General features: G+C 65.8%; 21 protein-coding genes. 14 read left to right on the plus strand and 7 right to left on the minus strand.

Features of this window, described 5'->3' with window-relative positions; translation table 11 throughout:
• Positions 1 to 22: 22 nt before the first annotated feature.
• On the minus strand, positions 23 to 1,648 hold the full coding sequence (locus NMQ14_RS12305) for a hypothetical protein (protein ID WP_257096558.1): 1,626 nt from the start codon (positions 1,646 to 1,648) through the stop codon (positions 23 to 25).
• A 134-nt stretch (positions 1,649 to 1,782) separates the two neighbouring features.
• Here NMQ14_RS12305 and NMQ14_RS12310 point away from each other — a divergent pair, with 134 nt between their 5' ends.
• The 3 genes from NMQ14_RS12310 to NMQ14_RS12320 all read left to right on the plus strand — a co-directional run bounded on the left by NMQ14_RS12310 (position 1,783) and on the right by NMQ14_RS12320 (position 3,789).
• Positions 1,783 to 2,259: a cyclic nucleotide-binding domain-containing protein gene (locus NMQ14_RS12310; protein WP_257096559.1), complete on the plus strand. Its 477-nt coding sequence runs from the start codon at positions 1,783 to 1,785 to the stop codon at positions 2,257 to 2,259.
• 10 nt (positions 2,260 to 2,269) lie between these two features.
• Positions 2,270 to 3,388, plus strand: coding sequence for an AI-2E family transporter (locus tag NMQ14_RS12315; protein ID WP_257096560.1), 1,119 nt, complete (start codon positions 2,270 to 2,272; stop codon positions 3,386 to 3,388).
• 68 nt (positions 3,389 to 3,456) lie between these two features.
• On the plus strand, positions 3,457 to 3,789 hold the full coding sequence (locus NMQ14_RS12320) for a hypothetical protein (protein ID WP_257096562.1): 333 nt from the start codon (positions 3,457 to 3,459) through the stop codon (positions 3,787 to 3,789).
• A 40-nt stretch (positions 3,790 to 3,829) separates the two neighbouring features.
• Here NMQ14_RS12320 and NMQ14_RS12325 read toward each other — a convergent pair whose 3' ends face one another.
• Together NMQ14_RS12325 and NMQ14_RS12330 are read right to left on the minus strand one after the other, a co-directional pair.
• Entirely contained in the window at positions 3,830 to 6,058 is a 2,229-nt protein-coding gene (locus tag NMQ14_RS12325) for an SLC26A/SulP transporter family protein (protein WP_257096564.1), read from the minus strand.
• Positions 6,059 to 6,214: 156 nt separating this feature from the next.
• Positions 6,215 to 9,391 (minus strand): error-prone DNA polymerase, encoded by a 3,177-nt coding sequence (locus tag NMQ14_RS12330; protein ID WP_257096566.1) that lies wholly within the window; start codon positions 9,389 to 9,391, stop codon positions 6,215 to 6,217.
• 630 nt (positions 9,392 to 10,021) lie between these two features.
• On the opposite strand from NMQ14_RS12330, the gene NMQ14_RS12335 reads away from it, so the two are divergent.
• The 3 genes from NMQ14_RS12335 (at position 10,022) to NMQ14_RS12345 (ending at position 14,891) form a co-directional block, all read left to right on the plus strand.
• Entirely contained in the window at positions 10,022 to 11,944 is a 1,923-nt protein-coding gene (locus NMQ14_RS12335; RefSeq protein ID WP_257096568.1) for a PrkA family serine protein kinase, read from the plus strand.
• A gap of 65 nt (positions 11,945 to 12,009) precedes the next feature.
• Positions 12,010 to 13,281, plus strand: a complete 1,272-nt coding sequence (locus NMQ14_RS12340) for a YeaH/YhbH family protein (protein ID WP_257081191.1) — start codon at positions 12,010 to 12,012, stop codon at positions 13,279 to 13,281.
• Positions 13,278 to 14,891, plus strand: coding sequence for a SpoVR family protein (locus tag NMQ14_RS12345; RefSeq protein WP_257081192.1), 1,614 nt, complete (start codon positions 13,278 to 13,280; stop codon positions 14,889 to 14,891). The genes NMQ14_RS12340 and NMQ14_RS12345 overlap by 4 nt, the downstream gene beginning before the upstream one ends.
• A 52-nt stretch (positions 14,892 to 14,943) precedes the next feature.
• Here NMQ14_RS12345 and NMQ14_RS12350 read toward each other — a convergent pair whose 3' ends face one another.
• Positions 14,944 to 15,336 carry a winged helix-turn-helix domain-containing protein gene (locus NMQ14_RS12350; protein ID WP_257096570.1) on the minus strand — a complete coding sequence of 131 codons (393 nt, stop codon included), beginning with the start codon at positions 15,334 to 15,336 and terminating at the stop codon, positions 14,944 to 14,946.
• 144 nt (positions 15,337 to 15,480) lie between these two features.
• On the opposite strand from NMQ14_RS12350, the gene modA reads away from it, so the two are divergent.
• Genes modA through NMQ14_RS12365 form a run of 3 tightly spaced genes read left to right on the plus strand, consistent with a single transcriptional unit; the run spans position 15,481 to position 18,143 of the window.
• Positions 15,481 to 16,266: a molybdate ABC transporter substrate-binding protein gene (gene modA / locus NMQ14_RS12355; protein ID WP_257096572.1), complete on the plus strand. Its 786-nt coding sequence runs from the start codon at positions 15,481 to 15,483 to the stop codon at positions 16,264 to 16,266.
• 57 nt (positions 16,267 to 16,323) lie between these two features.
• Complete coding sequence (gene modB / locus NMQ14_RS12360) at positions 16,324 to 16,989, plus strand: molybdate ABC transporter permease subunit (protein WP_257096575.1); 666 nt, start codon at positions 16,324 to 16,326, stop codon at positions 16,987 to 16,989.
• Positions 16,986 to 18,143, plus strand: a complete 1,158-nt coding sequence (locus tag NMQ14_RS12365; protein WP_257096577.1) for an ABC transporter ATP-binding protein — start codon at positions 16,986 to 16,988, stop codon at positions 18,141 to 18,143. Before modB ends, NMQ14_RS12365 begins: the two co-directional genes overlap by 4 nt.
• 23 nt (positions 18,144 to 18,166) lie before the next feature.
• Here NMQ14_RS12365 and NMQ14_RS12370 read toward each other — a convergent pair whose 3' ends face one another.
• The 3 genes from NMQ14_RS12370 to NMQ14_RS12380 all read right to left on the minus strand — a co-directional run bounded on the left by NMQ14_RS12370 (position 18,167) and on the right by NMQ14_RS12380 (position 22,024).
• Positions 18,167 to 18,556 (minus strand): hypothetical protein, encoded by a 390-nt coding sequence (locus NMQ14_RS12370; RefSeq protein WP_257096579.1) that lies wholly within the window; start codon positions 18,554 to 18,556, stop codon positions 18,167 to 18,169.
• A 92-nt stretch (positions 18,557 to 18,648) separates the two neighbouring features.
• Positions 18,649 to 21,201, minus strand: coding sequence for a DNA mismatch repair protein MutS (gene mutS, locus NMQ14_RS12375; RefSeq protein ID WP_257096581.1), 2,553 nt, complete (start codon positions 21,199 to 21,201; stop codon positions 18,649 to 18,651).
• 25 nt (positions 21,202 to 21,226) lie between these two features.
• A complete protein-coding gene (locus NMQ14_RS12380) occupies positions 21,227 to 22,024 on the minus strand; it encodes an inositol monophosphatase family protein (RefSeq protein ID WP_257096583.1) in 798 nt (265 codons plus the stop codon).
• Between the two features lie 119 nt (positions 22,025 to 22,143).
• On the opposite strand from NMQ14_RS12380, the gene NMQ14_RS12385 reads away from it, so the two are divergent.
• The 5 genes from NMQ14_RS12385 to NMQ14_RS12405 all read left to right on the plus strand — a co-directional run bounded on the left by NMQ14_RS12385 (position 22,144) and on the right by NMQ14_RS12405 (position 26,826).
• Positions 22,144 to 22,920: an RNA methyltransferase gene (locus NMQ14_RS12385; RefSeq protein ID WP_257096585.1), complete on the plus strand. Its 777-nt coding sequence runs from the start codon at positions 22,144 to 22,146 to the stop codon at positions 22,918 to 22,920.
• Between the two features lie 157 nt (positions 22,921 to 23,077).
• The gene (gene cysE, locus NMQ14_RS12390; protein WP_257096587.1) at positions 23,078 to 23,851 is read left to right on the plus strand and encodes a serine O-acetyltransferase; all 774 of its coding nucleotides are present in this window, start codon (positions 23,078 to 23,080) and stop codon (positions 23,849 to 23,851) included.
• 113 nt (positions 23,852 to 23,964) lie between these two features.
• Positions 23,965 to 24,447, plus strand: coding sequence for a Fe-S cluster assembly transcriptional regulator IscR (gene iscR, locus NMQ14_RS12395; RefSeq protein ID WP_257096588.1), 483 nt, complete (start codon positions 23,965 to 23,967; stop codon positions 24,445 to 24,447).
• 2 nt (positions 24,448 to 24,449) lie between these two features.
• Positions 24,450 to 25,589, plus strand: coding sequence for a cysteine desulfurase family protein (locus NMQ14_RS12400; protein ID WP_257096590.1), 1,140 nt, complete (start codon positions 24,450 to 24,452; stop codon positions 25,587 to 25,589).
• Positions 25,590 to 25,614: 25 nt separating this feature from the next.
• Positions 25,615 to 26,826 carry an IscS subfamily cysteine desulfurase gene (locus tag NMQ14_RS12405; RefSeq protein WP_306441225.1) on the plus strand — a complete coding sequence of 404 codons (1,212 nt, stop codon included), beginning with the start codon at positions 25,615 to 25,617 and terminating at the stop codon, positions 26,824 to 26,826.
• The last annotated feature ends 3 nt before the right edge of the window (positions 26,827 to 26,829 follow it).

Raw genomic sequence — 26,829 nt, forward strand, 5'->3', positions numbered from 1 at the left:
ACAGCAGGCTCGCCTGAACGCGCTACGCGCTGCGCAGATGCAGGGCGCGGGCGATCAGAATGGCGCTGACGGGCATCAGCACGGCGATGGCGACCACGGTCAGCAGCAGTGATGTGAGGTCGCTGTAGTTGGCGGCGGTCACCACGACACCGGTTGCCGGGTCCTTCACTTCGCGTGCCAGCGTGAAGATCTGATTCAGATACTTGGTGCCGAGCTGGCTGGCCGACAGCGCCAGATTGGTGAACGACGCCATCACCGCGAAGAAGGTCGCCTTCAGATGGGCCGGTGCCGAATTGGCGATCCAGGCCAGCATCGGAATCATCGAAATCTGGCCCAGCGGAGACTCGAGCGCGGTATCGATCACGGCGATGAAGCGTGCATCCACGACGCCGCCGGTCACGCTCGCCGTCCATTCGTGCAGGCCCATGCTCATGCCCAGCGTGGGCAGCGACAGCACAAAGCTGGCTGCCGTGAGGAATCCGACGACGTAGAGGATGGACCGCTCCGCCATGAAGCGGCGGAACAGGAACATGCCGATCAGCGTCAGCGTGCTGGCGATCAGCGACAGCACCGAAAAGAAGGCCTGATCGAAGCCGAGCACATCGATTGACCACCACGATACGCCGGGCCCGGTGCCGGGTGTCGCGCGGAACATGAAGATGACCAGCGCGGTGCCGATCAGCGTGTTGCGTGCTGTCGCGTCCAGTTCGCGTGTGAGCTTCGCCATCAGGAAGGCGATGATGGTGAACGACCCGACGAAGATGATTTCCTGGCTCCACTTCAGGTCCGACAGCCCCATCGTCAGCGTGAACGCCACGAAGGCTGCGCTCCCGCCGATGATCCACCAGTTGGGTCGGGTATTTCCGTCCGCGTCGCGCAGCAGCGCGGCCGCTTCGGCGCGCGACAGGCCGCGCGCCATGTGCGCCCGGATGTGGCGCATCCTGAGCAGCGCCGCGAAGGCGACACCGGCCACCGACACCGCCGGAATGACCAGCGCCATCAGATATATGTCGCGGTACAGCAGCACCTTTTCCGCTTCCGGCAGCGCTTCGGTGCCGGAAAACAGATACAGGTTCACCAGCGCCACCAGCACGCTGCCGCCGATGATGGCGACCCGGCCGAGCGTCTGCATCGTGGTGTGCATCAGCTTGAGGCGTTCGGGCGTGACCGGCGTGCCGTCCTCTTCGACATGCGGCACCGCCTCGACCGTCATCGCATCGGCCACCGCGTCCTGCAGCACGTAGCCGATCGGGCTCAACAGTGCGCTCAGCACGAACCAGGTGTTGATCGGCAGGATGGCCGCCATCGCATCGCGTTCGGCAATCAGGCCGGCCATGATCAGCAGGCTGGCGGCGATGATGCTGGCCCCGAGGTAGATCAGCAGGCTCTTGTGGCGCCACACCAGATCGACCAGATGTCCCATCGGAATCTTCAGCGCCCATGGAATGCCGACCCAGAAACCCAGTGCGGCGAGAAACTCCGCCGACAGACCGAGGTAGTCCTTGACGAAGAAGGTGCCGACGATGCCGGTCAGGCCCTGGATGCCGGCCGCCATGTAGACCATCAGCGGCGGCAGGTAGGAGAGGCGCATGTCGCGCCCGAGCGACAGGATGTTCAGGTCTATCCAGTGCAGCAGTCGGGATGTCATGTCTGTAATTATCGTTATGGCCGTGCCTGTGACCGGCAAGGATAGGGGGAATTCCGCGCCCGGCATACTTTCGCGCGCACAAAACTCGGTATGCTGCAGCGTTGATATCAACGCCCCACCCAACGGAGTCCGACGTGCGCTTGTTTGGCCGCCATGATGCACACAAAGCGCCGCATCCGCTGCGCCAGATCAAGCTGTTTTCGACCCTGAGCCGGCGTGAAATGCCGGTGGTGCAGGCACTGCGCCACGAGCGCAGCTACCTCGCCGGCGAGGTGGTGTTCGACGAAGGCGACGACGGCGAGGCGATCTACGCCATCGTGTCGGGCGAGGTCGAAATCCTGCGCCATGACGGCGGGCGTCAGCAGCGTCTGGCCGTGCTGGCGGCCGGCGAGGTGTTCGGCGAACTGGCGCTGCTCGATCAGGCGCCGCGCGCCGCGCAGGCCCGTGCCACGGCCGACTGTGTGCTGGTCGTGTTCTTTCGCGCCGACTTCATGAACCTGCTGGAAACCCATCCGAAGATCGCGTCGAAGATTGCACTGTCGCTGGCGCGCCACCTGGGCGGTCGGCTGCGTCAGGCCAATGCGGGGCAACCGCAGGACGGTCATCTGTGAGCGTCGCGGCATGAGACGGCTGCGACCGTCCGGTGCCGGGCCACTGGCCTGGTGCGGCATCCTGCTCGCCACCACCCTGGCGCTCTACCTGTTCCAGCAGGTGCTGTGGCTGGTGCTGCCCTTCCTGTTCGGGCTCATCGCCTACTACTTTCTTGCGTACCCGATGCAGCGCCTGATGTTCGCCGGCCTGTCGCAGGAATCGGCCGCCAACATCACGGTGGGCGTGTTCGCGCTGCTGCTGGTCGGCGCCTTCGCCTTCATGCTGCCACGCTTTGCCGCGCAGGCGGTCGGTGTGCAGGAAACCGGCATGCGCTATCTGCAGGGCGGCCTGCTGCTGCTCGACCAGACCCTGCGTGCGCTGGAGCAGCAATCCCGTTTCATGCGCGATGCACATGTGGCCGACGCCGTGTCGTCCTACATTGCGGCGGCCGGCGAGGGCTTTGCGCAGAACCGCCTGCCGTCGCTGATGATGTCGGTCGCCGCCTGGCTGCCGTCCATGCTGCTCGCACCTTTCCTCGCCTATTTCTTCCTGCGCGATGGCCGCCGCTTCCAGCGCTTCCTCGCGCGCGCCGTGCCCAACGCCTACTTCGAGCGCACGCTGCATCTGCTGTACGAGGTCGACCGCACGACGCGCGCCTATTTCCAGGGTCTGGTCAAGCTGACCGTGCTCGATGCGGTCTGTCTGGCGGCCGGCCTGTGGGTCATCGGACTGTCGTCGCCGCTGACGCTGGGCATCATCACCGCGGTGCTGGCGTGGATTCCATTCGTCGGCTCGGTCATCGGCTGCGCGCTCGTGGTCATGGTCGCCGCAACCGATTTCCCCGGTTCGCCGTCGATTGCCTACGCGTCGATCGGCCTGTTCATCCTGGTGCGCCTGCTCGACGACTTCATCTTCATGCCGCTCACCATCGGTCGCAGCCTGCGCATGCATCCGCTGATTACCGTGCTGATGATTTTCGTCGGCGGTGCGGTCGCAGGTGTGGCCGGCCTGCTGCTCGTGCTGCCGGTGCTCGGCGTCATCATGGTGGTCGGCGAAACGCTGAGCATCGTGGCGTCCGATCCGCGTCTGCGCGCCCGCCACGCGCACGCCCGCCGCCTGCGCTGGCAGGCGGTCACGCGCGACCTCTGATTGCGCAGGCATCTTCCGTACCCCGATTCCGCTTGCTAGTATGACAATCGGGTTTATGGAGGCGCGACATGAAAAGGTATGCAACCAGACCGCTGGTAGAGGATGTAGCGGCCGCCCCGGCTGACGGTTCGCCGGTCGCGCAGCTCAAGCACCTGCTCGACGTGCCGGCCGAAGCCTGCTTCCTCGGCTTCGCGCTGACCCACACCGGCACTGGCGATTATCTGTCCGTGGCACCCGATCGGCTGCACGCGGCGTTGTGCAGCTGGTCCGGCAGCCCTGACCGGGCGGTCTTTTTCCGAAACTGGTCCGATACGGTGCAGGCTGCGGCAGCCCGTCCCGAGGCCGACATCGTCCTCATCTTCGATGTCGGCGACGCGCTGCTGGTGTTTCCGGCGCGCTAGCGGCGAACGCCGCCGGGATGGCATCGCAATGCAGCCAAGCTCAGTGCGGTCTCATGTAGCCGTGCAGCCTGATTGTCGTGTCGCGCAGACGCTGCGCCAGCGTACAGGCCAGATTGGCATACAGCAGATTGGCAACCTGCGGATGCTCACGTTGCAGAAGCTCCAGTCCGGTGCGTTCCAGCACCAGACACTCAACCGTCGTGTCGGCGATCGCATCGGCGGTGCGCGGCTGATTTTCGATCAACCCCATTTCCCCGACCACCAGACCGGCGCTCAGACAGGCGATGCGTATCCGCGGCGTGCCGGCATCGCCCGCGCGCAGGATGCTGACGCTGCCCGCCAGCAGCACATACATGGCATCGCTGGCGTCGCCGGCGTTGAACAGCACGTCTCCGCGCACATAAAGCCCCCGCCGCATCAGGCTTTCCAGCGTGGCGGCCTGGTCCTCGCTCATGCCCGTGCATACATCGAGATGACGCAGCTTCGTGGCCGAGTCGAGTCGGCGTGTTGCCATACCCGAGTCCAGCACCTGGTTTTCCGCCCATTCGAGCGCTGCATCGGCATTGGCGAACCATCGCTTGCGCGGCAGTACCTGTGCCAATCCGCTGCTGGCCAGAAAAGTTGCCCGCGCACCGGCCGGATCGAGGCCGGCCAGCGCGAGCCGCGTGTGACGGATACGCAGGCGCGTCGCCATGCGTGACAGCACCTGCGCGGCTGAGAGATCGATGTCGATCAGGCGGGAACAATCGAGCACGATGAAGCGTGCCTCAGCCAGGCGTGTTTCGATCACTTCTTCGAGTTCCTCGGCGGTGCCGAAAAACAGCAATCCCTCAAGCTCGACCAGCGCATAGCGTGTCGATTGGGACGCCAGCCTGATCTGCTGCCAGGCTGGCCTGACCTGCAGGCTGGACGCGACCGAACCGTCGGCGACGCGTCGTACGATGCTTTTGCTGTGATCGCGTGCGAAAAGGAACATGGCGCCCACCAGTCCGGCCGACACCGCCTCCAGCAGACCGACGAACGCCGCCACCAGCGTGACCAGGGCGCTGACGGCCAGATTCGACATCAGCCGCCGTTCCGGGAGCGATCGGCCGCGCAGGCAGTCACGTATCGCATCGACGCTCCAGCGATCGGCCACGCCGACGGACAGCAGCACCAGACCGGCGCCGATGGTCGAGTGTGGAAGCATGGCCAGCATGTCGAGGCCGAACAGCCACAGCAGTGCGATCAAGAGGGCGTAGCACAGCGCCGGAACACGGGTTCGGCCGCCCGCCGAATAGGCTGCATTGGCGCGCGATACCGCACCCGCGGCCGGCAGCGCGCCCGCCGCGGCGAGGGCGAGATTGGCGCCACCGATTGCAGCCAGTTCGCGTCGCGTGTCGTGCCGGCTGTGGGTCAACGTGTCGAGCCGGTTGGCAGCAAACAGGGTTTCCAGTGCCGATACCAGCGCGATGGCAACGCATGAGCCGCCAAGCACGCGCAGCCAGTCTCCCGGGCCGTGCAGCGCCACTGCATCGGGCAGGTGCAGCAGGTGGTCGAAACTGAGCCGGGTGTCGGCCAGCGCGCCCAGTGTCAGGCCCATCGCCATGCCGCGTGAAGCCAGTGCGTGATGCAGCAGTGCGCCGACACACAGCAGCACGGGCAGAAAAGGCCGCTCCGGCCAGCGTTGCTGCAGCACGACGCCAGGCAGCACGATGACTGCCGCCACTAGCGCCGGGCCGGGTGACAGATGCCAGGTGCCGCCCTGCATGAAAACCAGCTTCAACCCGCCGAGCAGCATCAGCAGCGCGACGCCGTTGAAGAACCCGGCCTGTACCGGATAGGGGATGTAACGCACGAAGCGGCCCCAGCCAGCGGCTGCGGTCGTCAGCTGCAGCAGGGCGGCGCCGGTCAGTGCCAGGCCCATCAGGATGAGTGCGCCGTCCTGATGCGGTATGCCGGGCAGCCAGTTGGCCTTGATCAGCGTATGTCCGATCAGGGCCGACACGATGAGCGCCAGCGCTGGTCGTGCACCGTGTATCTGTCCGACCCGGCTGCCCAGCGACAGGGCGACCAGCGTGCCCAGCATGCCCGCGAGCATGGCTGCGAGAATGCCGCGCCCTTCCATTGCCAGGCCCAGAGGCGCCATGGCGAGCAGGCCATAGCTGAGTTCGTTCGGGATGGATCCGGCCGCAACGGTCACGCCTGCGCCGATCTCCTTTCGCCAGAGCCGGGTTCCGACCGACTTTGATTCTTCTGGCACTGCGCTCGATGGCGGTGGCGTACTCATGTGAAGGATGCAGGTCTTGTTGTTATGCGCCTGAGCGAGGGGCTCAGGCCTTCGGCTGCGATTCGGGTGAACAACCTCTCACCTTCGCATCCGATTGTTTCACTTTCGCGTCAGGATGTCGTGCTGTTGCGATACACATGCCGACGACCGCTGACGTCAGTGAAAGTCACGGCTGCGCGGCGTCAGCGCACCGAGCAGTGGCGAGCGGTCGACCAGCCGGCGGGCGATCAGGTGGATCACCTCGCCTTCGCGCGACACCTGGCCGTAGATGCCGAGCAGCGTGGCGCCGAGCACTTCGCTGCGCTGCCTCTCCTGCAGGTCCTTGTGCACGATGATGTTGGCCAGCCCGGTTTCGTCTTCGACGGTGACGAACATGACGCCGCTGGCCGTACCGGGGCGCTGGCGGCAGGTGACGATGCCGGCGGCACGCGCCAGCGCGCGGTCGGGCAGGCGGCGCAGTTCGGCCGCGGTGATGAAGCGCTGCGCGGCGAGCTGGCTGCGCAGCAGCGCCAGCGGATGGCGGCCGAGCGTGAAACCCAGGCTGGCGTAGTCGGCCACGATGTTCTCGCCTTCGCGCGGCGCCGCCAGCGCCAGCATCTTTTCGTGCACCGGTGCATCGCGCAGCAGTGCGTCGGGCCGGCGCGCGGCCGACTGCCAGTGCGCCTGATGGCGGTGGCCGGCCAGTGACTGCAAGGCACCGCCGCTGGCCAGGCAGCCAAGTTGCCGGCGATCCAGCCGGGCGCGGCGGGTCAGTTCGTCGACAGTCGACACCGGCGCCTGCGCACGCGCCGCCACGATGCGCCGCACCGCGTCCTGCTCCATCCCCTTGACCATGCGCAGGCCGAGGCGGACACCCGGTGCCGCGTTGTGCGGTGCCGCTTCAAGCACGCAGTCCCAGTCGCTGACCGACACATCGGCCGGCCTGATGTCGACCCCGTGCGTGCGGGCGTCGGCGATCAGCTGCGCCGGCGCGTAGAAACCCATGGGCTGGCTGTTCAGCAGGCCGCACAGGAAGGTGGCCGGGTGATGGCATTTGAGCCAGGACGAGATGTACACCAGCAGCGCAAAGCTCGCGGCGTGCGATTCCGGAAATCCATAGCCGGAAAAGCCTTCGATCTGGCGGTAGATCTGCTCTGCGAATGCCGGCGTGTAGCCGTTCCCGAGCAGGCCGTCGGTCAGCTTCTGCTGGAATTTTTCCATCGTGCCGCGCTGCCGCCAGGCGGCCATCGAACGACGCATCTGGTCGGCTTCGCCGGCGGTGAAACCGGCCGCGACCATGGCCAGCTGCATCACCTGCTCCTGGAAGATGGGTACGCCCAAGGTGCGTTCGAGCACCGGGCGCAGTGCGTCCGACGGATAGTCGATGCGCTCCGGCGGCAGGTGGCGGCGCGCCAGATAGGGATGCACCATGCCGCCCTGTATCGGCCCCGGCCGCACGATGGCGACCTGGATCACCAGATCGTAGTAGCGGCGCGGCCGCAGCCGCGGCAGCATGTTCATCTGCGCGCGCGACTCGACCTGGAACACGCCGGTCGACTCGCCGCGGCACAGCATGTCGTAGGTCGCCGGATCTTCGTGCGGAATGTCGGCCAGCGTGCGCGGGGCCTTTCTTGCCGCGGCCGGATACCTGTCTTCGAACGCCGCCAGCGCGTCCAGCGACTTGCGGATGGCGGTCAGCATGCCCAGCGCCAGCACGTCCACCTTCATCAGGCCGAGCGCTTCGAGGTCGTCCTTGTCCCACTGGATGACGCAGCGCCCGGCCATGCGGGCGTTTTCGATCGGCACCAGCCGGGACAGCCGGCCGCGCGCGATGACGAAGCCGCCGACGTGCTGCGACAGGTGGCGCGGTGCGCCGATCAGTTCGTTCGACAGTTCGAGCAGCAGCTGCACGCGCGGTGCTTCGGGCCGGAAGCCGGCTTCGAGCAGGCGGTCTTCGCGCACCCGGCCGCCGTCCCACCACATGTGGCCCCGGGTCAGGCGGTCGAGCGCGTCGTCGGTGTAACCGAGCGCGCGGCCGACGTCGCGCAGTGCCGAGCGCGGCCGGTAGGTGGTCAGGCTGGCGGCGAGGGCCGCACGGTCGCGGCCGTACTTGCCATAGATGTACTGGATGACCTCTTCGCGCCGTTCGTGCTCGAAGTCGACGTCGATGTCCGGCGCCTCGTTGCGTTCGCGCGAAATGAAGCGGCCGAACAGCATGTTGGCGCGCCACGGGTCGACTTCGGTCACGCCGATGCAGTAGCACACGGCCGAATTCGCCGCCGACCCGCGGCCCTGGCACAGGATGCCCTGCGTGCGCGCCCAGGCGACGATGTCGTACACGGTCAGGAAGTAGGGCTCGTATTCAAGCTCGGCGATCAGCGCGAGTTCGATTTCGATCTGTGCGCGCATCTCCCGCGCCTTGCGCGCGAAGGTGACGTCGTCCAGCGTGACGATGCGGCGGATCTGCGCACAGCGCTCGACGTAGCCGCGCTCGGTCAGTTCGCGCAGCCAGGAGGTGGTGGTATGGCCGGGCGGCGCGATTTCCTCCGGGTATTCGTAGCGCAGTTCGGCGAGCGAGAAATGGCAGCATGCGGCCACCTTCAGCGTTTCGGCCCGCAGTGCTGCGGGGTATATGCCGGCCAGCTTGTGCGGCAGGCGCAGGTGGCGCTCGCCGTTGGCGTACAGCGCGTAGCCGCACTCGGCCAGCGTGCGCCCGAGCCGTATCGCAGTGATCGTGTCCTGCAGGCGGCGGCGCTTGCGCACATGCATGTGCACGTCGCCGGCGGCGCACAGCGGCAGTCCGCTGGCGGCACCGGTGGCCTGCAGCCGGTGCAGCCGGGTGGCGTCGTCCGGACCATGGTGCAGTTCGACGGCCAGCCAGGCACGTTCCGCAAAGCGCTGCTTCAGCCAGCCGGCGTGCGCCGCCAGTGCAGCATCCGTGTCGGGCCGGGGATCGCCGGGTACCAGCAGCGCGACGCAGCCGGGCAGGCCGTCGTCCAGATCGGCGCAGCTCAGGTGGTAGCGGCCTTTCTCCGCCCGCATCCGGCCGAGCGTGATCAGTTCCGACAGATTGCCGTAACCGTCGCGGTCGCAGGCGAGCAGGACCAGCTTCGGTCCGTCGGCCAGCTGCACTTCGCAGCCGATGATCAGCTTCATCCGCGGTTCGGGCAGATTGCGCCAGGCCAGGTGGGCGCGCGCGGCGCCAGCCAGCGAACATTCGTCGGTGATGGCCAGGGCGGCATAGCCCAGTTCCGCGGCGCGCGTCACCAGTTCGTCCGGTGCGGAGGCGCCGCGCAGGAAGGTGAAGTGGCTCAGGCAATGCAGTTCGGCGTATTCGACGAGTGGGGCTGGCATGGTGCATCGGCACGAATGAATGGGGTGATACGAATGTACTGTTATTTTATACAGTAATACGGGGTGGTGAATCGCGTGTTGCGGCATCGGTCGGGTTGCGTCAGGCACCTTGATGGTGCATTTCCGGGCGCTACCAGTGCATGGCGACGCAAGGTGCAGCGCATGCCGCAACACGCGCCGGATACGTCTCCGCGGTGGCCGGTCGTGGCGGCTTCCGCCTGCAGGCCGCGTGCGGCGAGGCTGTACCCGACTTCGTCTGCCACCCATCCGGTGCGGTCGGGCATGACCTTGCGGAATGCCCGACGTGAACTGGACCGCTACTTGCTGAACACCGGTCAACGGTCTGGATTGCCGGCGCGTCAACTGCTTGAAAGAGGAAGTGTGTCGCGCGCTGACCGGACCACCCGGAACGGGGAACTTAGGGGGCATCGCGACATCGACATCGACAGATGTTTCGACATCGCGCGGCACGGGTGTTCGACCGGATCAGAATGGTGATTGCAGTGTTTATCGAACTTTGCACAAGCGCTGCCGTAGACCAAGCTGAAAGCAGTACGAACGATAGTGCGCCGCGGGTCGCGCATGCCGGGCAACAGGTGTTTTGCAGCTCAACGGATTGTGGAGATCAACATGGACATCGTCAGTCATTTCGCCGCACGCTACGAACGCACGCGTGAGGAAGAGCTTTCGCTGGAAGAGTATCTGGCGGAGTGCAAACGTGACCCGCTGAGCTACGCCAGCGCGGCCGAGCGCATGCTGAAGGCGATCGGCGAACCGCAGACGGTGGATACGCGCAACGATCCGCGGCTGTCGCGGCTGTTTGCCAACAAGGTGATCAAGATCTATCCGGCCTTCGCCGAGTTCTACGGCATGGAAGACGCAATCGAGCAGGTCGTGAGCTATTTCCGCCACGCCGCCCAGGGGCTGGAAGAGAAGAAGCAGATCCTCTACCTGCTCGGGCCGGTCGGCGGCGGCAAGTCGTCGATCGCCGAGCGGCTGAAGTCGCTGATGCAGGAAGTGCCGTTCTATGCGATCAAGGGTTCGCCGGTGAATGATTCACCGCTCGGACTGTTCGATGCGATCGAGGACGGCGCCATCCTGGAGAAGGAATACGGCATCCCGCGCCGCTACCTCAACCGCATCCTGTCGCCGTGGGCGGTCAAGCGACTGGAGGAATTCGGCGGCGACATCCGCAAGTTCCGCGTGGTCAAGCGCTACCCGTCGGTGCTGAAGCAGGTCGGCATCGCCAAGACCGAGCCGGGCGACGAAAACAACCAGGACATTTCGAGCCTGGTCGGCAAGGTGGACATCCGCAAGCTGGAAACCTTCGCGCAGGACGATCCGGATGCCTACAGCTTTTCCGGCGGCCTGTGCCTGGCCAATCAGGGCCTGCTCGAATTCGTCGAAATGTTCAAGGCGCCGATCAAGGTGCTGCACCCGCTGCTGACCGCGACCCAGGAAGGCAACTTCAAGGGCACCGAAGGTTTCGGCGCCATCCCGTTCGACGGCGTGGTGCTGGCGCACTCGAACGAGAGCGAATGGAAGGCCTTCCGCAACAACAAGAACAACGAAGCCTTCCTCGACCGCATCTACATCGTCAAGGTGCCGTACTGCCTGCGCGTCAGCGAGGAAGTGAAGATCTACGAAAAGCTGCTGCGCGGCTCGTCGCTGGCCGAAGCCATCTGCGCCCCGGGCACGCTGAAGATGATGGCGCAGTTCGCCACGCTGACCCGCCTGAAGGAACCGGAAAATTCCAGCCTGTATTCGAAGATGCAGGTGTACGACGGCGAAAACCTGAAGGACACTGATCCGCGCGCCAAGAGCTATCAGGAGTACCGCGACTACGCCGGGGTGGACGAAGGCATGAGCGGCGTGTCCACCCGCTTTGCGTTCAAGATCATTTCCAAGGTGTTCAACTTCGATTCGACCGAAGTCGCGGCGAACCCGGTGCATCTGATGTACGTGCTGGAACAGCAGATCGAGCGCGAGCAGTTTCCGCAGGATGTCGAGCAGAAGTACATATCCTTCATCAAGGAACACCTGTCGCCGCGCTACGCCGAATTCATCGGCAAGGAAATCCAGACCGCCTACCTGGAGAGCTACAGCGAGTACGGGCAGAACATTTTCGACCGCTACGTCACCTACGCTGACTACTGGATCCAGGACAGCGAGTACCGCGATACCGACACCGGCGAGGTGTTCGACCGCGCGTCGCTGAACGCCGAACTGGAAAAGATCGAAAAGCCGGCCGGCATCAGCAACCCGAAGGATTTCCGCAACGAGATCGTCAATTTCGTGCTGCGTGCGCGGGCCAACAACGGCGGCAAGAATCCGGTGTGGAGCAGCTATGAAAAGCTGCGCACGGTGATCGAGAAGAAGATGTTCTCCAACACCGAAGAACTGCTGCCGGTGATCAGCTTCAATGCCAAGGCGAGCGCCGACGATGCGAAGAAGCACGAAGATTTCGTCACCCGCATGGTGGACAAGGGCTACACCGCGAAGCAGGTCAGACTGCTGTGCGAGTGGTACCTGCGTGTGCGCAAGAGCTCGTGAGGGCGCCGGCGCAAAAAGGGCAGGGACGTAGATGTCGGATCGACTGACGGCTCGGAGAACACATCTTGCAGCAGATCATTGATCGACGGCTGGCCGGCAAGAACAAGTCCATCGGCAACCGCGAACGCTTCCTGCGCCGCCACAAGGAACAGATCCGCGAGGCGGTGCGCCGGGCCGTTGAAGGGCGCGGCATCCGCGACATCGCGCAGGGCGAGGACATCCACATCCCGCGGCGCGACATCAGCGAGCCGGTGTTCGGTCACGGTCAGGGCGGCAAGCGCGAAATGGTGCACCCGGGCAACAAGGACTTCGTGCGCGGCGACCGGATCGAGCGGCCCAAGGGCGGGCAGGGCGGTGGCGGCGGCCAGGCAAGCGATTCCGGCGGGGGTGAGGACGACTTCGTGTTCCACCTTTCGAAGGAAGAGTTCATGCAGGTCTTCTTCGACGACCTCGCGCTGCCGAACCTGATCCGCACCACGCTGGCCGACACGCCGGAGTACAAGACGCATCGCGCCGGCTTTTCCAGCGACGGCACGCCGAACAACCTGCACGTCGTGCGTTCGATGCGCGGCGCCATCGGCCGGCGCATCGCGCTCGGCAGCGAGTCGCGGCGCGAACTGCACCGGCTCGAAGACCTGCTGACCGAGTTGCGCGCCCAGCCCGCCAGCGCTGAACGGCTGCACGAAATCGAGCAGCTCGAAACCGACATCGCGGCATTGCGCGCGCGCATCGACCGCATTCCCTACCTCGATCCGATAGACCTGCGCTACCGCAGCCGGGTACGCACGCCGGTACCGACGGCCAAGGCGGTCATGTTCTGCGTGATGGACGTGTCCGGCTCGATGGACGAGGCGCGCAAGGATCTGGCCAAGCGCTTCTTCATCCTGCTCTATCTGTTCCTGACGCGGCACTACGAAAAGATCGACATCGTGTTCATCCGCCACCACACGCAGGCGCAGGAGGTGGACGAGCACGACTTCTTCCATGCCACCGAAACCGGCGGCACCGTGGTGTCGAGCGCGCTGGTGCTGATGGAAGAGATCATCCGCGCGCGCTACCCGCGCAACGAGTGGAATGTTTACGGGGCGCAGGCCAGCGACGGCGACAACTGGCACGATGACAGTCCGCGCTGCCGCCAGTTGCTGGAACACGGCATCCTGCCGCTGTGCCGTTACTTCGCCTACATACAGGTGGTCGATCAGGAACAGAACCTGTGGCATGAGTACGCCTCGCTGGCGGAAGAATCCGACACCTTCGCGATGCGCAAGGCGAGCGAGGTCGACCAGATCTACCCGGTGTTCCGCGACCTGTTCAGGAAGGAAGGAGCGGCAAAATGAGCGACACCTTCAATCGCCGGCATGTCGGTCAGGCGGCCACGCCCGACGAATACGGTGGTCGCCGTCCGCGTCCGCCGCTGCGCGTGCCGCTGCCGCCGACCGACAGACCGGCGCAGACACTGCCCGGTCCGAGCGACTGGACCTTCGATCTGATCGATCAGTACCACACGGTGATCCGCGCCACGGCACAGCGCTTCAGTCTCGACACCTACCCGAACCAGCTGGAAATCATCACTGCCGAACAGATGATGGACGCCTATGCGTCGGTCGGCATGCCGGTCAACTACCGGCACTGGAGCTACGGCAAGGAATTCATCAGCACCGAAAAGAACTACCGGCGCGGTCAGATGGGGCTGGCGTACGAAATCGTCATCAACAGCAATCCGTGCATCAGCTATCTGATGGAAGAGAACACGATGGCCATGCAGGCCCTCGTGATCGCGCACGCGGCTTACGGGCACAACAGCTTCTTCAAGGGCAACTACCTGTTCCGCATGTGGACCGACGCAGGTTCGATCGTCGATTACCTCGTGTACGCGAAGAATTATGTCGCGGCCTGCGAGGAGCGCCATGGCGTCGACGCCGTGGAACTGCTGCTCGACAGCTGCCATGCGCTGATGAATTACGGCGTCGATCGCTACCGCCGCCCGGGCAAGCTGAGCCTGACGCAGGAACTCGAACGCGCGAAAGACCGCGAGGCGTATGCGCAGCAGCAGGTGAATGAAATCTGGCGCACCCTGCCGCCGAAGTCGGGCAAGGACGCCGCGGAGAAGGAGCAGGCGCGCTTTCCGGCTGATCCGCAGGAAAACCTGCTGTATTTCATCGAGAAGAATGCGCCGCTGCTCGAACCCTGGCAGCGCGAAATCGTGCGCATCGTGCGCAAGATCGCGCAGTACTTCTATCCGCAACGCCAGACCCAGGTGATGAACGAGGGTTGGGCCACGTTCTGGCACCACCACCTGCTGAACACGATGTACGACGACGGCTATCTCGAAGACGGCATCATGATCGAGTGGTTGAAGTCGCACACCAATGTGGTGTTCCAGCCGCCGGTCGATCACCCGGCCTACAGCGGCATGAACCCGTACGCGCTCGGGTTCGCGATGTACAGCGACATCAAGCGCATCTGCGAGGCGCCGACCGACGAAGACCGTTACTGGTTTCCCGACATCGCCGGCCGCGACTGGCTGGAAACGCTCGACCACGCGATGCGCAATTTCAAGGACGAAAGCTTCATCGGCCAGTATCTGTCGCCGCGCGTCATGCGCAATTTCCGGCTTTTCTCTATCGTCGACGACGAGACCGATCCGACGCTGGAAGTGTCGGCCATCCATGACGAAGCCGGTTACCGCAGCCTGCGCGAAGCGATGTCGCGCCAATACGATCTGGGCTCGCGCGAGCCGAACATCCAGGTGTGGTCGGTCAATCTGCGCGGTGACCGCTCGCTGATGCTGCGCCACACGCAGCACAACGAGCGCCCGCTGCATGACAACGCCTACGAGGTGCTCAAGCACGTCGCCCGGCTGTGGGGCTTTCCGGTGCATCTGGAAAGCGTCGGCAGCCTGGGCAATGTGTCGCGCCGCTGGACGGTGGACCCGAGCACGGCCTGAGCCGGTCGTGACTTGACGTGCTCGCGGTTGCGCGATTCCGGTCGGCGCCGTTTCAGTCCGATCCGGACTCGCCGGCGCCCGCCCGGATCAGCGCCACCAGTTCGGGCAGTCGGCGTGCAGCGGCGACGCGCGCGTCCTCCTCGATCGCCCGGTAAAGCGCGAGCACCTGCTGTCCGGTGGGGGTGAGCCGGGCGCCGCCGCCCGCCGTGCCGCCGCGCTGCTTGATGACCAGCGGTTCGACGAAATCCTTGTTCAGCGCATCCACCAGCGACCAGATCCGCTGGTAGCTCATGCCCAGCCGGCGACCGGTTTCGGCCAGCGACCCGGTCGCGGCGATGCCCTGCAGCACGTCCGCCTTGCCCGGGCCGATCGCGACGGCGTGCTTGATCTGCACGCGAAACCGCGTGCTGTGTTCGGGCGTGTCGGGCGCGGCGTTCCTGGTCATCGTTGATCGGCGTCCATCGGGCGCGATGGACGCACTTGGGGCAAGTTGATGCATGGACGACCATGCACGGCATACGGTACTCGTTATACTCGTTGAACGATATCCATACGAATGTATATCGAACCGTGCGGAGGCCTGTCGCCCGTGAAACCTGTTCGCCTGATCCACCGAATCCTGCTGTTGTGCGTCGTTGCGTTCTCCGTCGCGTCGCCTGCGCGCGCTGCCGAGCCGCCGACCGTGGCGGCGGCATCCGATCTGAAGTTTGCGATTGAGGAACTGGCGGCCCGCTTCGAGCGCGACACCGGCCACAAGCTGCGTCTGGTGTTCGGCTCGTCCGGAAATTTCTTCTCGCAGATCCGGCAGGGCGCACCGTTTCATCTGTTCATGTCGGCCGACGAAGATTTCGTGTTCAAGCTCGCCGAGCTGGGGCTGACGCAGGACCGCGGCCGGCTGTATGCCTACGGCCGGCTCGGCGTGATGGTGCCCAGGGGTTCGTCGCTGAAGGCCGACGGCGAATTGAAGGATCTGGCGCTCGCGCTGCGTGACGGACGACTGAAGAAGTTCGCCATCGCCAATCCCGAGCATGCACCCTATGGCGCGCGGGCGAAGGAGGCGCTGCAGCATGCCGGACTGTGGGCCGACATCGAACCGCGTCTGGTGCTGGGCGAAAACATTTCACAGGCGGCCCAGTTCGCCACCTCCGGCTCGGGTCAGGGCGGCATCATCGCGTTGTCGCTGGCCATGGCGCCGCAGGTGGGCGGTCTGGGAGAGTTCGCGCTGATACCCGAGAGCTGGCATCGCCGACTGGCCCAGCGCATGGTGCTGCTGCGCGGTGCGCCACCGGCCGCGCGGGCCTTCTACGATTACATCGCTACGCCGGTTGCGCAGGACACGATGCGTCGTTACGGTTTCGAAATGCCGAAGGAGTGACCATGCGGGCGCCACTGCGGCTGACGCCGGCCTGCCGATCCGGAAACGGAGACTGAAATGGACTGGCAGGCATTCTCGTTGTCGATCGAACTGGCGGTGGTCACGCTGCTCGTGCTGCTGCCGCTCGGCGTGCTCGCCGGGCGCTGGCTGGCGCGCACGCGATTTGCCGGCAAGGCCTGGATCGAAGCGTTCGTCGTGCTGCCGCTGGTGCTGCCGCCGACGGTGCTGGGCTACTACCTGCTGGTGTCGCTGGGTGCGGGCTCGCCGCTCGGCCGCTGGCTGCTCGACAGCTTCGATGTCAGGCTGACCTTCAATTTCGCCGGCCTGCTGATCGCGTCACTGGTATTCAACATCCCGTTCATCGTACAGCCGGTGCAGCGCGCCTTCGAAGGGATACCCGAAAACCTTGCCGAAGCGGCGTCGGTCTGCGGGCTGAGCGGCTGGCAGACCTTCTGGCGTGTCGAATTGCCGTTGGCCTGGCCGGGCATCCTGTCGGCCATGGTGCTGACCTTTGTACATACGCTGGGCGAATTCGGCGTGGTGCTGATGATGGGCGGCAGCATTCCGGGCGAAACCCGGACTGTGGCCATCGCCATCTACGATCGCGTACAGTCGTTCGACCTCGCCGGGGCCGACCGCATGGCGCTGCTGCTTCTTGTGCTGTCGCTTGGCGCGGTCGCGGCATCGTTCTTCGCGTCGGCCAGACTGGTGGCCCGGCGATGAGCGACCGGCGCGACGGACGGCGCGCCTTGCGCGTCGAGATCGATCAGCAAGAACCGATGCCGCTGCGCGGCCGCTTCGAGTGTTCAGCCGGCGAACTGCTGGCGCTGGTCGGCCCGTCGGGTGCCGGCAAGACATCGATGCTGCGCGTGCTGGCCGGGCTGATGCGCCCGCAGCGCGGACGCGTCGAGGTCGGCGGGCAGCTGTGGTGCGACAGTGATCAGGGCGTCTTCCTGCCGCCACAGCGTCGGCATGTCGGGCTGGTGTTTCAGAACTACGCGCTGATGCCGCATCTGAGCGCCGCCGACAACGTCGCATTGGCCATGCTGCACCTGCCGGCGGCCGAGCGCGACGCGCAGGCCCGGCGCTGGCTCGACCATGTGCACCTGTCCAGCGAACAGCAACAGCGACGGCCGGCTGCGCTGTCCGGTGGCCAGCAGCAGCGCGTGGCGGTGGCGCGTGCGCTGGCCCGCGAACCGAAGCTGCTGCTGCTCGACGAACCCTTCTCGGCGGTCGACCAGATGAGCCGGCAAGGGCTTTACCGCCTGCTGGCCCAGCTGCGCAGCGATCTCGACATCCCGATCCTGCTGGTGACCCACGACCTGAACGAGGCGCGCCTGCTGGCCGACCGTCTGGTGGTGATGGATGCCGGCGCGGTATTGCAGGAAGGGCCGCCCGAACACATCCATCGGGCGCCGCGCAATGCGCGCGTGGCCGATCTGGTGGGCATGCACAACCGTTTTCAGGGGGTCTGGATGGGGCCTTCGGGTCGCGCCGGCTGGGGCCTGCTGAAGTGGGTGACGGCATCGACGGTCGAAGGCGAGGCCGGGGACATGCTGCTCGAAGTGCGGGACAAGGGAAAGATCAAGCCGGGCCAGCCGGTGAACTGGGTCGTGCCGGGTGACGGCATCCTGCTGGGTGCGGAAGGCAGCGGTCAGGCGCTGCACGCGCGGGTCAGCGACGCCCGCCATCTGGGCGAAATCACGCTGGCATCGCTGACGCTGGAGCGCAATCCGCAGATCAGTCTGCGCATCACGCTGGCCGGGCCGCAGCGTCAGCGCATCGCCAACGGCGACCGGCTGGCCGTGCGTCTGGACTCAGCCCTGGTGCACGTGATGCCGCTGCATCCGCGTCCGCCACTTGAGGTGGAGCAATAGTCGATTGCAGCCGGCCGCGCCGGTCAGGTGACCGGCTCGGGCTTGCGCGGCAGCAGCATGCGCGCGATCGCGCTCGCAGCCAGCCCCATCAGCAGGAAGCCGAGGGCACCGATCAGCCACACCGCCCAGACGATGGCGCTCAGCCAGCCGGTCAGGTCGGGAATCTGCTGCAGCGACGCCTGTATCGTCGGTCCCCAGTCAAGCAGGGTGTGCCGCGCCATGTCGAGCCAGCCTTCAGGCAGCCAGGGCGCCAGCCACACCGGCGGCTGCAGGCTCACCACCCAGCCCGGCCAGGTCGCCAGTGCGTCGGCATTCCAGCCCGGCCACGTGAGCACGGCGTCGGCCGTCCAGGTCAGCAAGGTCCAGAAGCCGAGCAGGAGCGCGGTGATGATCCAGATGATTGCGTATGTCATGGGGTCCTCTGTGCTTCTTCGGGCAGTTTCGTCAGATGGTGTGGGTCTGCGGGAGCGGCGATCCCGCCGCTCCCGCAAAACCGGCGCCGAGGTCAATCCTCCTGCACCAGCTTCTTCAGCGCATACAGCGCATCAAGGGCTTCGCGCGGGCTCAGGCTGTCGGGGTCGAGCGCGGCCAGCGCATCGACCGCGGCATGCACGGGTGGTTCCGGCGGCGGGGCGGCAGGGGCGAACAGATCGGCCTGCGGACCGGCGCTGATGCGGCTGGCTTCGAGCTGCTGCAGCGCGCGTCGCGCGTCGCGGATCACCGTGCCGGGCACACCGGCGAGCGCCGCCACTTCGATGCCGTAGGACTGCGACGCCGGGCCCTCTTCGATGGCGTGCAGGAACACGATGCGCCTGCCGTGCTCGACCGCGTCCAGGTGCATGTTGGCGCAGGTCGGGTGGGTCTGCGCCAGCTGCGTCAGTTCGAAGTAGTGGGTGGCGAACAGCGTCCAGCTGCGGTTGCGCGTCAACAGATGGCGGGCGATGGACTGGGCCAGCGCCACGCCGTCGAAAGTAGAGGTGCCGCGACCTATTTCGTCCATCAGCACCAGGCTGCGCTCGGTCGCGCCGTGCAGGATGCCGGCGGCTTCGGTCATTTCGACCATGAAGGTCGAACGGCCGGAAGCCAGATCGTCGGACGCGCCGATGCGCGTGTGGATGGCGTCCAGCGGACCGAGCCGCACCGACTGCGCAGGCACCGGGCAGCCGCAATGCGCCATCAGCGCGATCAGTGCGACCTGTCGCATATAGGTCGACTTGCCGCCCATGTTCGGACCGGTGATCAGCAGCATGCGCCGCGCGTCATGCAGGGCGGTGTCGTTGGCGATGAAGCTGTCGACCTGCTGTTCGACCACCGGGTGGCGCCCGCGCACGATCGTGATTTCGGGTTCGTCGACGAACTGCGGCCGGCAATAGTCGTGGCGCTGCGCGGCGCGCGCGAAGGCGAGCAGGCCGTCGAGCTGCGCCAGCGCACGGGCGATGTCGCCGAGTGCCGGCAGATCCGGGGCGAGTGCGTCCAGCAATTGTTCGTACAGGTGCTTTTCGCGCGAAGTGGCGCGTTCGGCGGCCGACAGCGCGCGGTCCTCGAAGGTTTTCAGTTCCGGCGTGATGTAGCGCTCGGCGTTCTTCAGCGTCTGCCGCCGGCGATAGTCGTCCGGAATGCGTTCGACGTGGGCGTTCGTCACCTCTATATAGAAGCCGTGCACGCGGTTGTATTCGACCTTCAGGTTGGCGATGCCGGTGCGGCTGCGTTCACGCGCTTCGAGCGCGAGCAGGAATTCGCCGCAGTTGTCCTGCAGGCCGCGCAATTCGTCGAGTTCGGCATCGAAGCCGGCGCGCATCACGCGACCGTCGCGCAGCTGCGAAGCCGGTTCGTCCATGATGGCGCGGGCAAGCAGGGCGCAGGCGTCGAGCGGCTGCGCCAGTGTGGCGCGGGCGTCGTCGAGCAGGCCACCGTCCGGCGGCACGGCGGCAGCGATGTCGCCCAGCCGCGCCAGACTGTCGCGCAGGCTCGACAGATCGCGCGGTCGCGCGGTGCGCAGCGCGATGCGTGCGCCGATGCGCTCGATGTCGGCCAGCCCGCGCAGCGCGTCGTGCAACGAATCGGCGGTGCTGTCGGCACGCAGGGCCTCGACCGCCTGATGCCTCGCCTCGGCCTGTGCGCGTTCGCGCAGCGGGTGGTGCAGGCAGCGGCGCAGCCAGCGCGACCCCATCGAGGTGGCGCAGGTATCGAGCAGCGACAGCAGCGTCGGTGACGCTTCGCCGCGCAGCGTTTCGGTCAGTTCGAGATTGCGCCGGGTGGCGGCGTCCATGCGCAGCCAGGCGGAATCGTGTTCGACGGCGAGCGTCGTCACATGCGACAGCGCGCGCTGCTGGGTCGCCTGGGCGTAGCTGAACAGCGCACCGCAGGCGGCCAGCGCGATTGGAACCTCGGTCACGTCGAAGGCGGCGAGGTCGCGACTGCCGAAGTGCTCGCACAGCAGGCGCGTGGCTTCGCCCGCGTCGAACTGCCAGGCGCTGCGCGACGTGACGGCCCAGCTGCCGTCCGGTGCCGTGCCGCTGTCGGCCACCAGCAGTTCGGCCGGGCGCAGCCGGTCGAGCAGCGAAGGCAGCACATTGGCGGCGACTTCGGTCAGTTTCAGTTCGCCGCTGGCCAGATTCAGCCAGGCGACACCGGCCCGGGCGCGCTCGACATGCAGCGCCATCAGCAGCGAATCGGCACGCTCGTCGAGCAGGCTGGCATCGGTCAGCGTGCCCGGCGTGACGATGCGTGCGATCGCGCGCTCGACCGGTCCCTTGGACGTCGCCGGGTCGCCGATCTGTTCGACGATGACCACCGACTCGCCCAGCTTCACCAGCCGCGCCAGATACTGCTCGACTGCGTGGAAGGGCACGCCCGCCATCGGGATCGGCTGTCCGGCCGACTGGCCGCGGTGCGTCTGCGTGATGTCGAGCAGCCGCGCGGCGCGGATCGCGTCCTCGAAAAACAGCTCGTAGAAATCCCCCATCCGGTAGAACACCAGCAGATCGGGGTGTTGCCGCTTGAAGCCCAGGTATTGGGCCATCATCGGCGTGTGCGCAGACAGGTCGGTGTTCGCCATCCTGGTCAACGTTGTCCGGCACGGATCACGCGCGCAGCGCGTCCGTCAGGTGCGGTTCGATTGCGGCCAGCAGGGCCGGGAAGATGCGCGGCGTGGAGGCGACCAGATTGCCGCTGTCGAGGTAGCCGGTTTCACCGGTCAGATTGCCGACCAGACCGCCGGCTTCGGTCACCAGCAGGGCGCCGGCGGCGATGTCCCATGGCGACAGGCCGATTTCGAAGAAGCCGTCGAAGCGGCCGCACGCGACATAGGCCAGGTCGAGCGCGGCAGCGCCCGGGCGGCGCAGGCCGGAGGTCTTTTCCATCAGTTCCTTGAACATGCCCAGATAGGCATCGACGTGGTCCCACACACGGTATGGAAAGCCGGTGCCGACCAGTGCTTCGCCCAGCTTGGCGCGGCGCGAGACGCGGATGCGGCGGTCGTTCAGGAAGGCGCCGCGGCCGCGGCTGGCGGTGAACAGCTCGTTGCGCACCGGATCGAACACGACGGCCGACTGCATCAGGCCGCGGTGTTCGAGCGCGATCGATACCGCGTACTGCGGCATGCCGTGGATGAAGTTGGTCGTGCCGTCGAGCGGATCGATGATCCAGCGGTATTCGGATTCACCCGATGCGCCGCTCTCCTCCGCCAGGATGGCATGGTCCGGGTAGGCTTCGCGGAGGATGCCGATGATGGCGTCCTCGGCTGCACGGTCGACCTCGGTGACGAAATCGTTCTGGCGCTTGCTGCTGACTTTCAGCAGGTCTACATCCTGGCTGGCGCGGGTGATGATCTGGCCTGCGCGGCGGGCGGCCTTGACGGCGGTGGTGAGCGTCGGATGCATGGGAAGTGTCTGTGCGCGGACCGTGCGGTCCGCAAGTCGGCGGGAAAGCCGAGCATTTTAGGGGCTGTTGCGATTTAATTCGAGGCCCGCACCTGAATTGACCTTTGACCGCACATTCGATGGACGCCCTTTCTTCCCCTTCCGATCGTCACGCCGCCCTGGACCGGGTGCGCGTGGTCATGTCGCACACCACCCATCCGGGCAATATCGGCGCCTGCGCGCGGGCGATGAAGGTGATGGGGCTGTCGCGCCTCTATCTGGTCAATCCGAAGCACTTTCCGCACGACGAAGCGGTTGCGATGAGTTCCGGCGCGACCGATGTGCTGGACAACGCGGTGGTGGTCGATACGATCGAAGCCGCCCTGGCCGGCACCGTGGCGCAGGCGGCGCTGACTGCGCGCCGGCGTGAAATGGCGCTGCCGGTGCGCGATGTCAGGTCGGCGGCGACCGAACTGGCGACCTTGCTGGCCGCCGGCGACGCCGAGGTGGCGCTGGTGTTCGGCACCGAAAGTTCGGGGCTCACCAATGAAGAAGTTGCGATGTGCTCGCTGCCGGTCACCATTTCGACCAGCGACACCTACCGCTCGCTGAATGTGGCGGCAGCCGCGCAGATCATGTGCCACGAACTGCGCGTGGCCGTCGCCGCCACACCGACCTTTGTCAGTGAAGTACCGGTGCTGGCCAGCCACGAAGGGCTGGAAAGCCTGTACGCGCTGCTCGAGCAACTGATGCTCGATGCGGGCTTTCTCGACCGGGTCAATCCGGGCCGCGCCCTGCCGCGCCTGCGCCGCCTGTTCGGACGTACCCGGGTCGAGGCCGAAGAACTGCATCTGCTGATGGGCGCGCTGAAGGCGATCGGCGGCATTCCGAAGAAGCGCCCGGGGTCGAACGGATAAGGACGGTTGCGGTCCGCGCTGTTGCAGCCACGCCCGTGGTTCAGCGTGCGGCCACGACGGGCGATCGACAGACTCTGACGCAGGTGCACAAAAACCGACTAAAATCGTCGGGTTTCAACTGGCTGCGAACGCCACCGGCGTCTCATAGGGAAAAAGGATGTTCCAACACCTGCGCGAAGACATTGCCAGCGTGCTCGCACGCGACCCGGCAGCCCGTTCGTCGTTCGAAGTCCTCACCTGCTACCCGGGCATCCACGCCCTGATCCTGCACCGCATGGCGCACGCCTGCTGGGGCGCGGGCCTGCACTGGCTGGGGCGCTTCATTTCGCACATCGGCCGCGTGCTGACCGGCATCGAAATCCACCCGGGTGCGTCGATCGGACGGCGCGTGTTCATCGATCACGGCATGGGCGTGGTGGTCGGCGAAACCGCGGTCATCGGCGACGACTGCACGATCTATCAGGGCGTGACGCTGGGCGGTACCTCGCTGTACCGCGGCGCCAAGCGCCATCCCACACTCGGTCGCGGTGTCGTGATCGGTGCCGGCGCCCAGGTGCTGGGCGGTTTCGAAGTCGGTGATGGCGCCAAGATCGGTTCCTGCGCAGTCGTCGTGAAGCCTGTTCCGGCCGGCGCCACGGCGGTTGGCAATCCGGCGCGCATCATCGAAGCCAGCGCGCCGGGCGCCGACGACGAGAAGAAGCGGCGGGCCGAGCAGGCGGGTTTTACCGCCTATGGCGTCACCCGCGACATGGAAGACCCGATGGCCAAGGCGCTCACGGCGCTGGTGGATCATGCGCTGGAGAACGACCGGCGCATCGCCTGCCTGATGGAAAAGCTGGAAAGGGCAGGCGTCAGGCTCGACGACGAGGCGCGCGAGGAGATGGCCGATCACTCGCACGTCGATCTGGACAAGATCCGGCCTAATTGTTGACTGAACTTGTCGGGAATTATAAAGTCGACTGAATTGATCGGGAATTGGACTGTGTGCTCAAGCGTGAACCCAATCGTGGATTCCCCGAGCCGCTCCATCGAGGAGATCGCTTCATGAGACTGACTACCAAAGGCCGCTTCGCAGTCACCGCGATGCTGGACCTTGCACTGCGCCAGGACAACGGTCCGGTGACGCTGGCCGGCGTGGCCGAGCGCCAGCGCATCAGCCTGTCCTATCTCGAACAGCTGTTCGGCAAACTGCGTCGCCAGGAACTGGTGGCCAGCGTGCGGGGGCCGGGTGGCGGTTACTGCCTGGCGCGCGACGCGCGCAATATTTCGGTCGCCCAGATCATCACCGCGGTCGATGAACCGCTGGACGCCACACAGTGCGGCGGCAAGGAAAACTGTCTGGATGAACATCGCTGCATGACGCACGACCTGTGGTCGAGCCTGAGTCGGCGCATGTATGACTACCTGGATTCGGTGAATCTGCACGAACTGATGGTGCAGCAGCGCGACAAGACGACCCATCGCGTGGTCGTGCACGACCATGCGGCGCGACCGGGTGTGTCCGAAATGGTGCGGGTACAGCTCTGATCATGTTTGCACCGGTCTATCTCGATCACAACGCCAGTACGCCGCTCGCCGATGCGGTGCGCGAAGCGATGCTGCCCTGGCTGGGCGCACGTTTCGGCAATGCGTCGAGCCGGCACGAGTACGGGCGCGCTGCGCGCCGGGCGATCGACGAGGCACGGGCACAGGTGGCTGCCGCAGTGAATGCGCATCCGACCGAAGTGGTATTCACCAGCGGCGGCTCGGAAGCGAACAATCTGTTCGTCAAGGGTGCCGCCGCGCGACTCAAGCCCGGCGTGATCGCGATTTCGGCGATCGAGCACCCCTGCGTGCGCGAGCCGGCGCGCCAGCTGGTGCGCCGCGGCTGGACGCTGAAGGAACTGCCGGTCGACGCGCAGGGCAGGGTGCAGGTCGACGGCTTCGATGGCGAGGCATCGCTGGCGTCGGTCATGCTCGCCAATAACGAAACCGGCGTGCTGCAGGACGTCGCATCGCTGGCGGCGCAGGTACGCCACGCCGGCGGCTGGCTGCATACGGATGCGGTGCAGGCGCTGGGCAAGATCGCCGTCGATTTCCGTGCGCTGGGTGTGTCGGCGATGACGCTGTCGGCGCACAAGATCGGCGGTCCGCAGGGTGCGGGTGCGCTGATTCTGGACAAGCGGGTCGATGTCGAACCGCTGATCGCAGGCGGCGGGCACGAACATGGCCTGCGTTCGGGCACCGAAAACATCGCGGCGATCGTCGGTTTCGGCCGCGCCTGCGAGCTGGCGATGTCGCAGCCGGCGGCGCGACGCGAACTGCTCGAAGCGCAGCGCGAACGCATCGAGCGCTGCGTGCTGGCGCTCGGCGGCACGGTATTCGGCGCCCAGGCGCCGCGCCTGCCGAACACCTGTTACTTCGCACTCGATCACATCGACGGCGAAACGCTGGTCGGCAAGCTCGACCGCGCAGGTTTCGCAGTGGCCAGTGGTTCTGCCTGCTCGAGCGCCTCACCGGAACCGTCGCGCACGCTGACCGCGATGGGCGTGCCACCCGAACAGGCGCGCGGTGCGGTGCGCGTGAGCACCGGCGCGATGACGAAAATGCAGGATGTCGATGATTTTTGCAGCGCGCTCGCGCAGGTGGCGGATCAACTCCGCGGTCTGCGGGCGATGGCTGAAGCGTAATGAAGAACCCGAAGGAGCAACCCGTATGCTGAAATTTCCGATCTATCTCGACTACTCGGCGACGACGCCGGTCGACCCGCGCGTCGCGGCGAAGATGATTCCTTACCTGACCGAGCACTTCGGCAACCCGGCGTCGCGCAGCCACGCCTACGGCTGGGAAACCGAAGCGGCCGTGGAAGAGGCGCGCGACCAGGTTGCCCGTCTGGTGAATGCGGATCCGAAGGAAATCGTCTGGACCTCGGGTGCCACGGAATCGAACAACCTTGCCATCAAGGGTGCGGCGCATTTCTATTCCGGCAAGGGCAAGCACATCATCACGCTGCGCACCGAACACAAGGCGGTGCTGGACACCTTCCGCGAACTGGAACGCGAAGGCTTCGAGGCGACCTATCTCGATCCGCTGCCCAATGGCCTGATCGACATGGATGCGTTCAAGGCGGCGCTGCGTCCGGACACCGTGCTGGTGTCCATCATGTTCGTGAATAACGAGATCGGCGTCATCCAGCCGATCGCCGAACTGGGCGAAATCTGCCGCGACAAGGGCATCATCTTCCACGTCGATGCGGCGCAGGCAACCGGCAAGGTGGTCATCGATCTCGACAAGCTGAAGGTCGACCTGATGTCGTTCTGCGCGCACAAGACCTACGGGCCGAAGGGCATCGGCGCGCTGTACGTGCGCCGCAAGCCGCGCATCCGCCTCGAGGCGCAGATGCACGGCGGCGGTCACGAGCGCGGCATGCGCTCGGGCACGCTGGCGACACACCAGATCGTCGGCATGGGCGAAGCCTTCCGCGTCGCGCGCGAAGAAATGGGGGCCGAGAACGAGCGCGTGCGCATGCTGCGCGACCGCCTGCTGAAGGGCCTGTCGGACATCGAGGCGACCTTCGTCAATGGCGACCTCGAAGCGCGCGTGCCGCACAACCTGAACATCAGCTTCGCCTATGTCGAAGGCGAATCATTGATCATGGCGATCAAGGATGTCGCGGTGTCGTCCGGTTCGGCCTGTACCTCGGCCAGCCTTGAACCGTCCTATGTACTGCGCGCGCTCGGCCGCGAAGACGAGCTGGCGCACAGCTCGATCCGCTTCTCGATCGGCCGCTTCACGACCGAAGAGGAAATCGATTTCACGATAGACCTGCTGCACCGCAAGATCGGCAAGCTGCGCGAATTGTCGCCGCTGTGGGAAATGGTGCAGGAAGGCGTTGATTTGAATAGCGTCCAGTGGGCCCACCACTGATTG

This window comes from Methyloversatilis sp. XJ19-13 (assembly GCF_024580155.1).
GTDB lineage: Bacteria > Pseudomonadota > Gammaproteobacteria > Burkholderiales > Rhodocyclaceae > Methyloversatilis.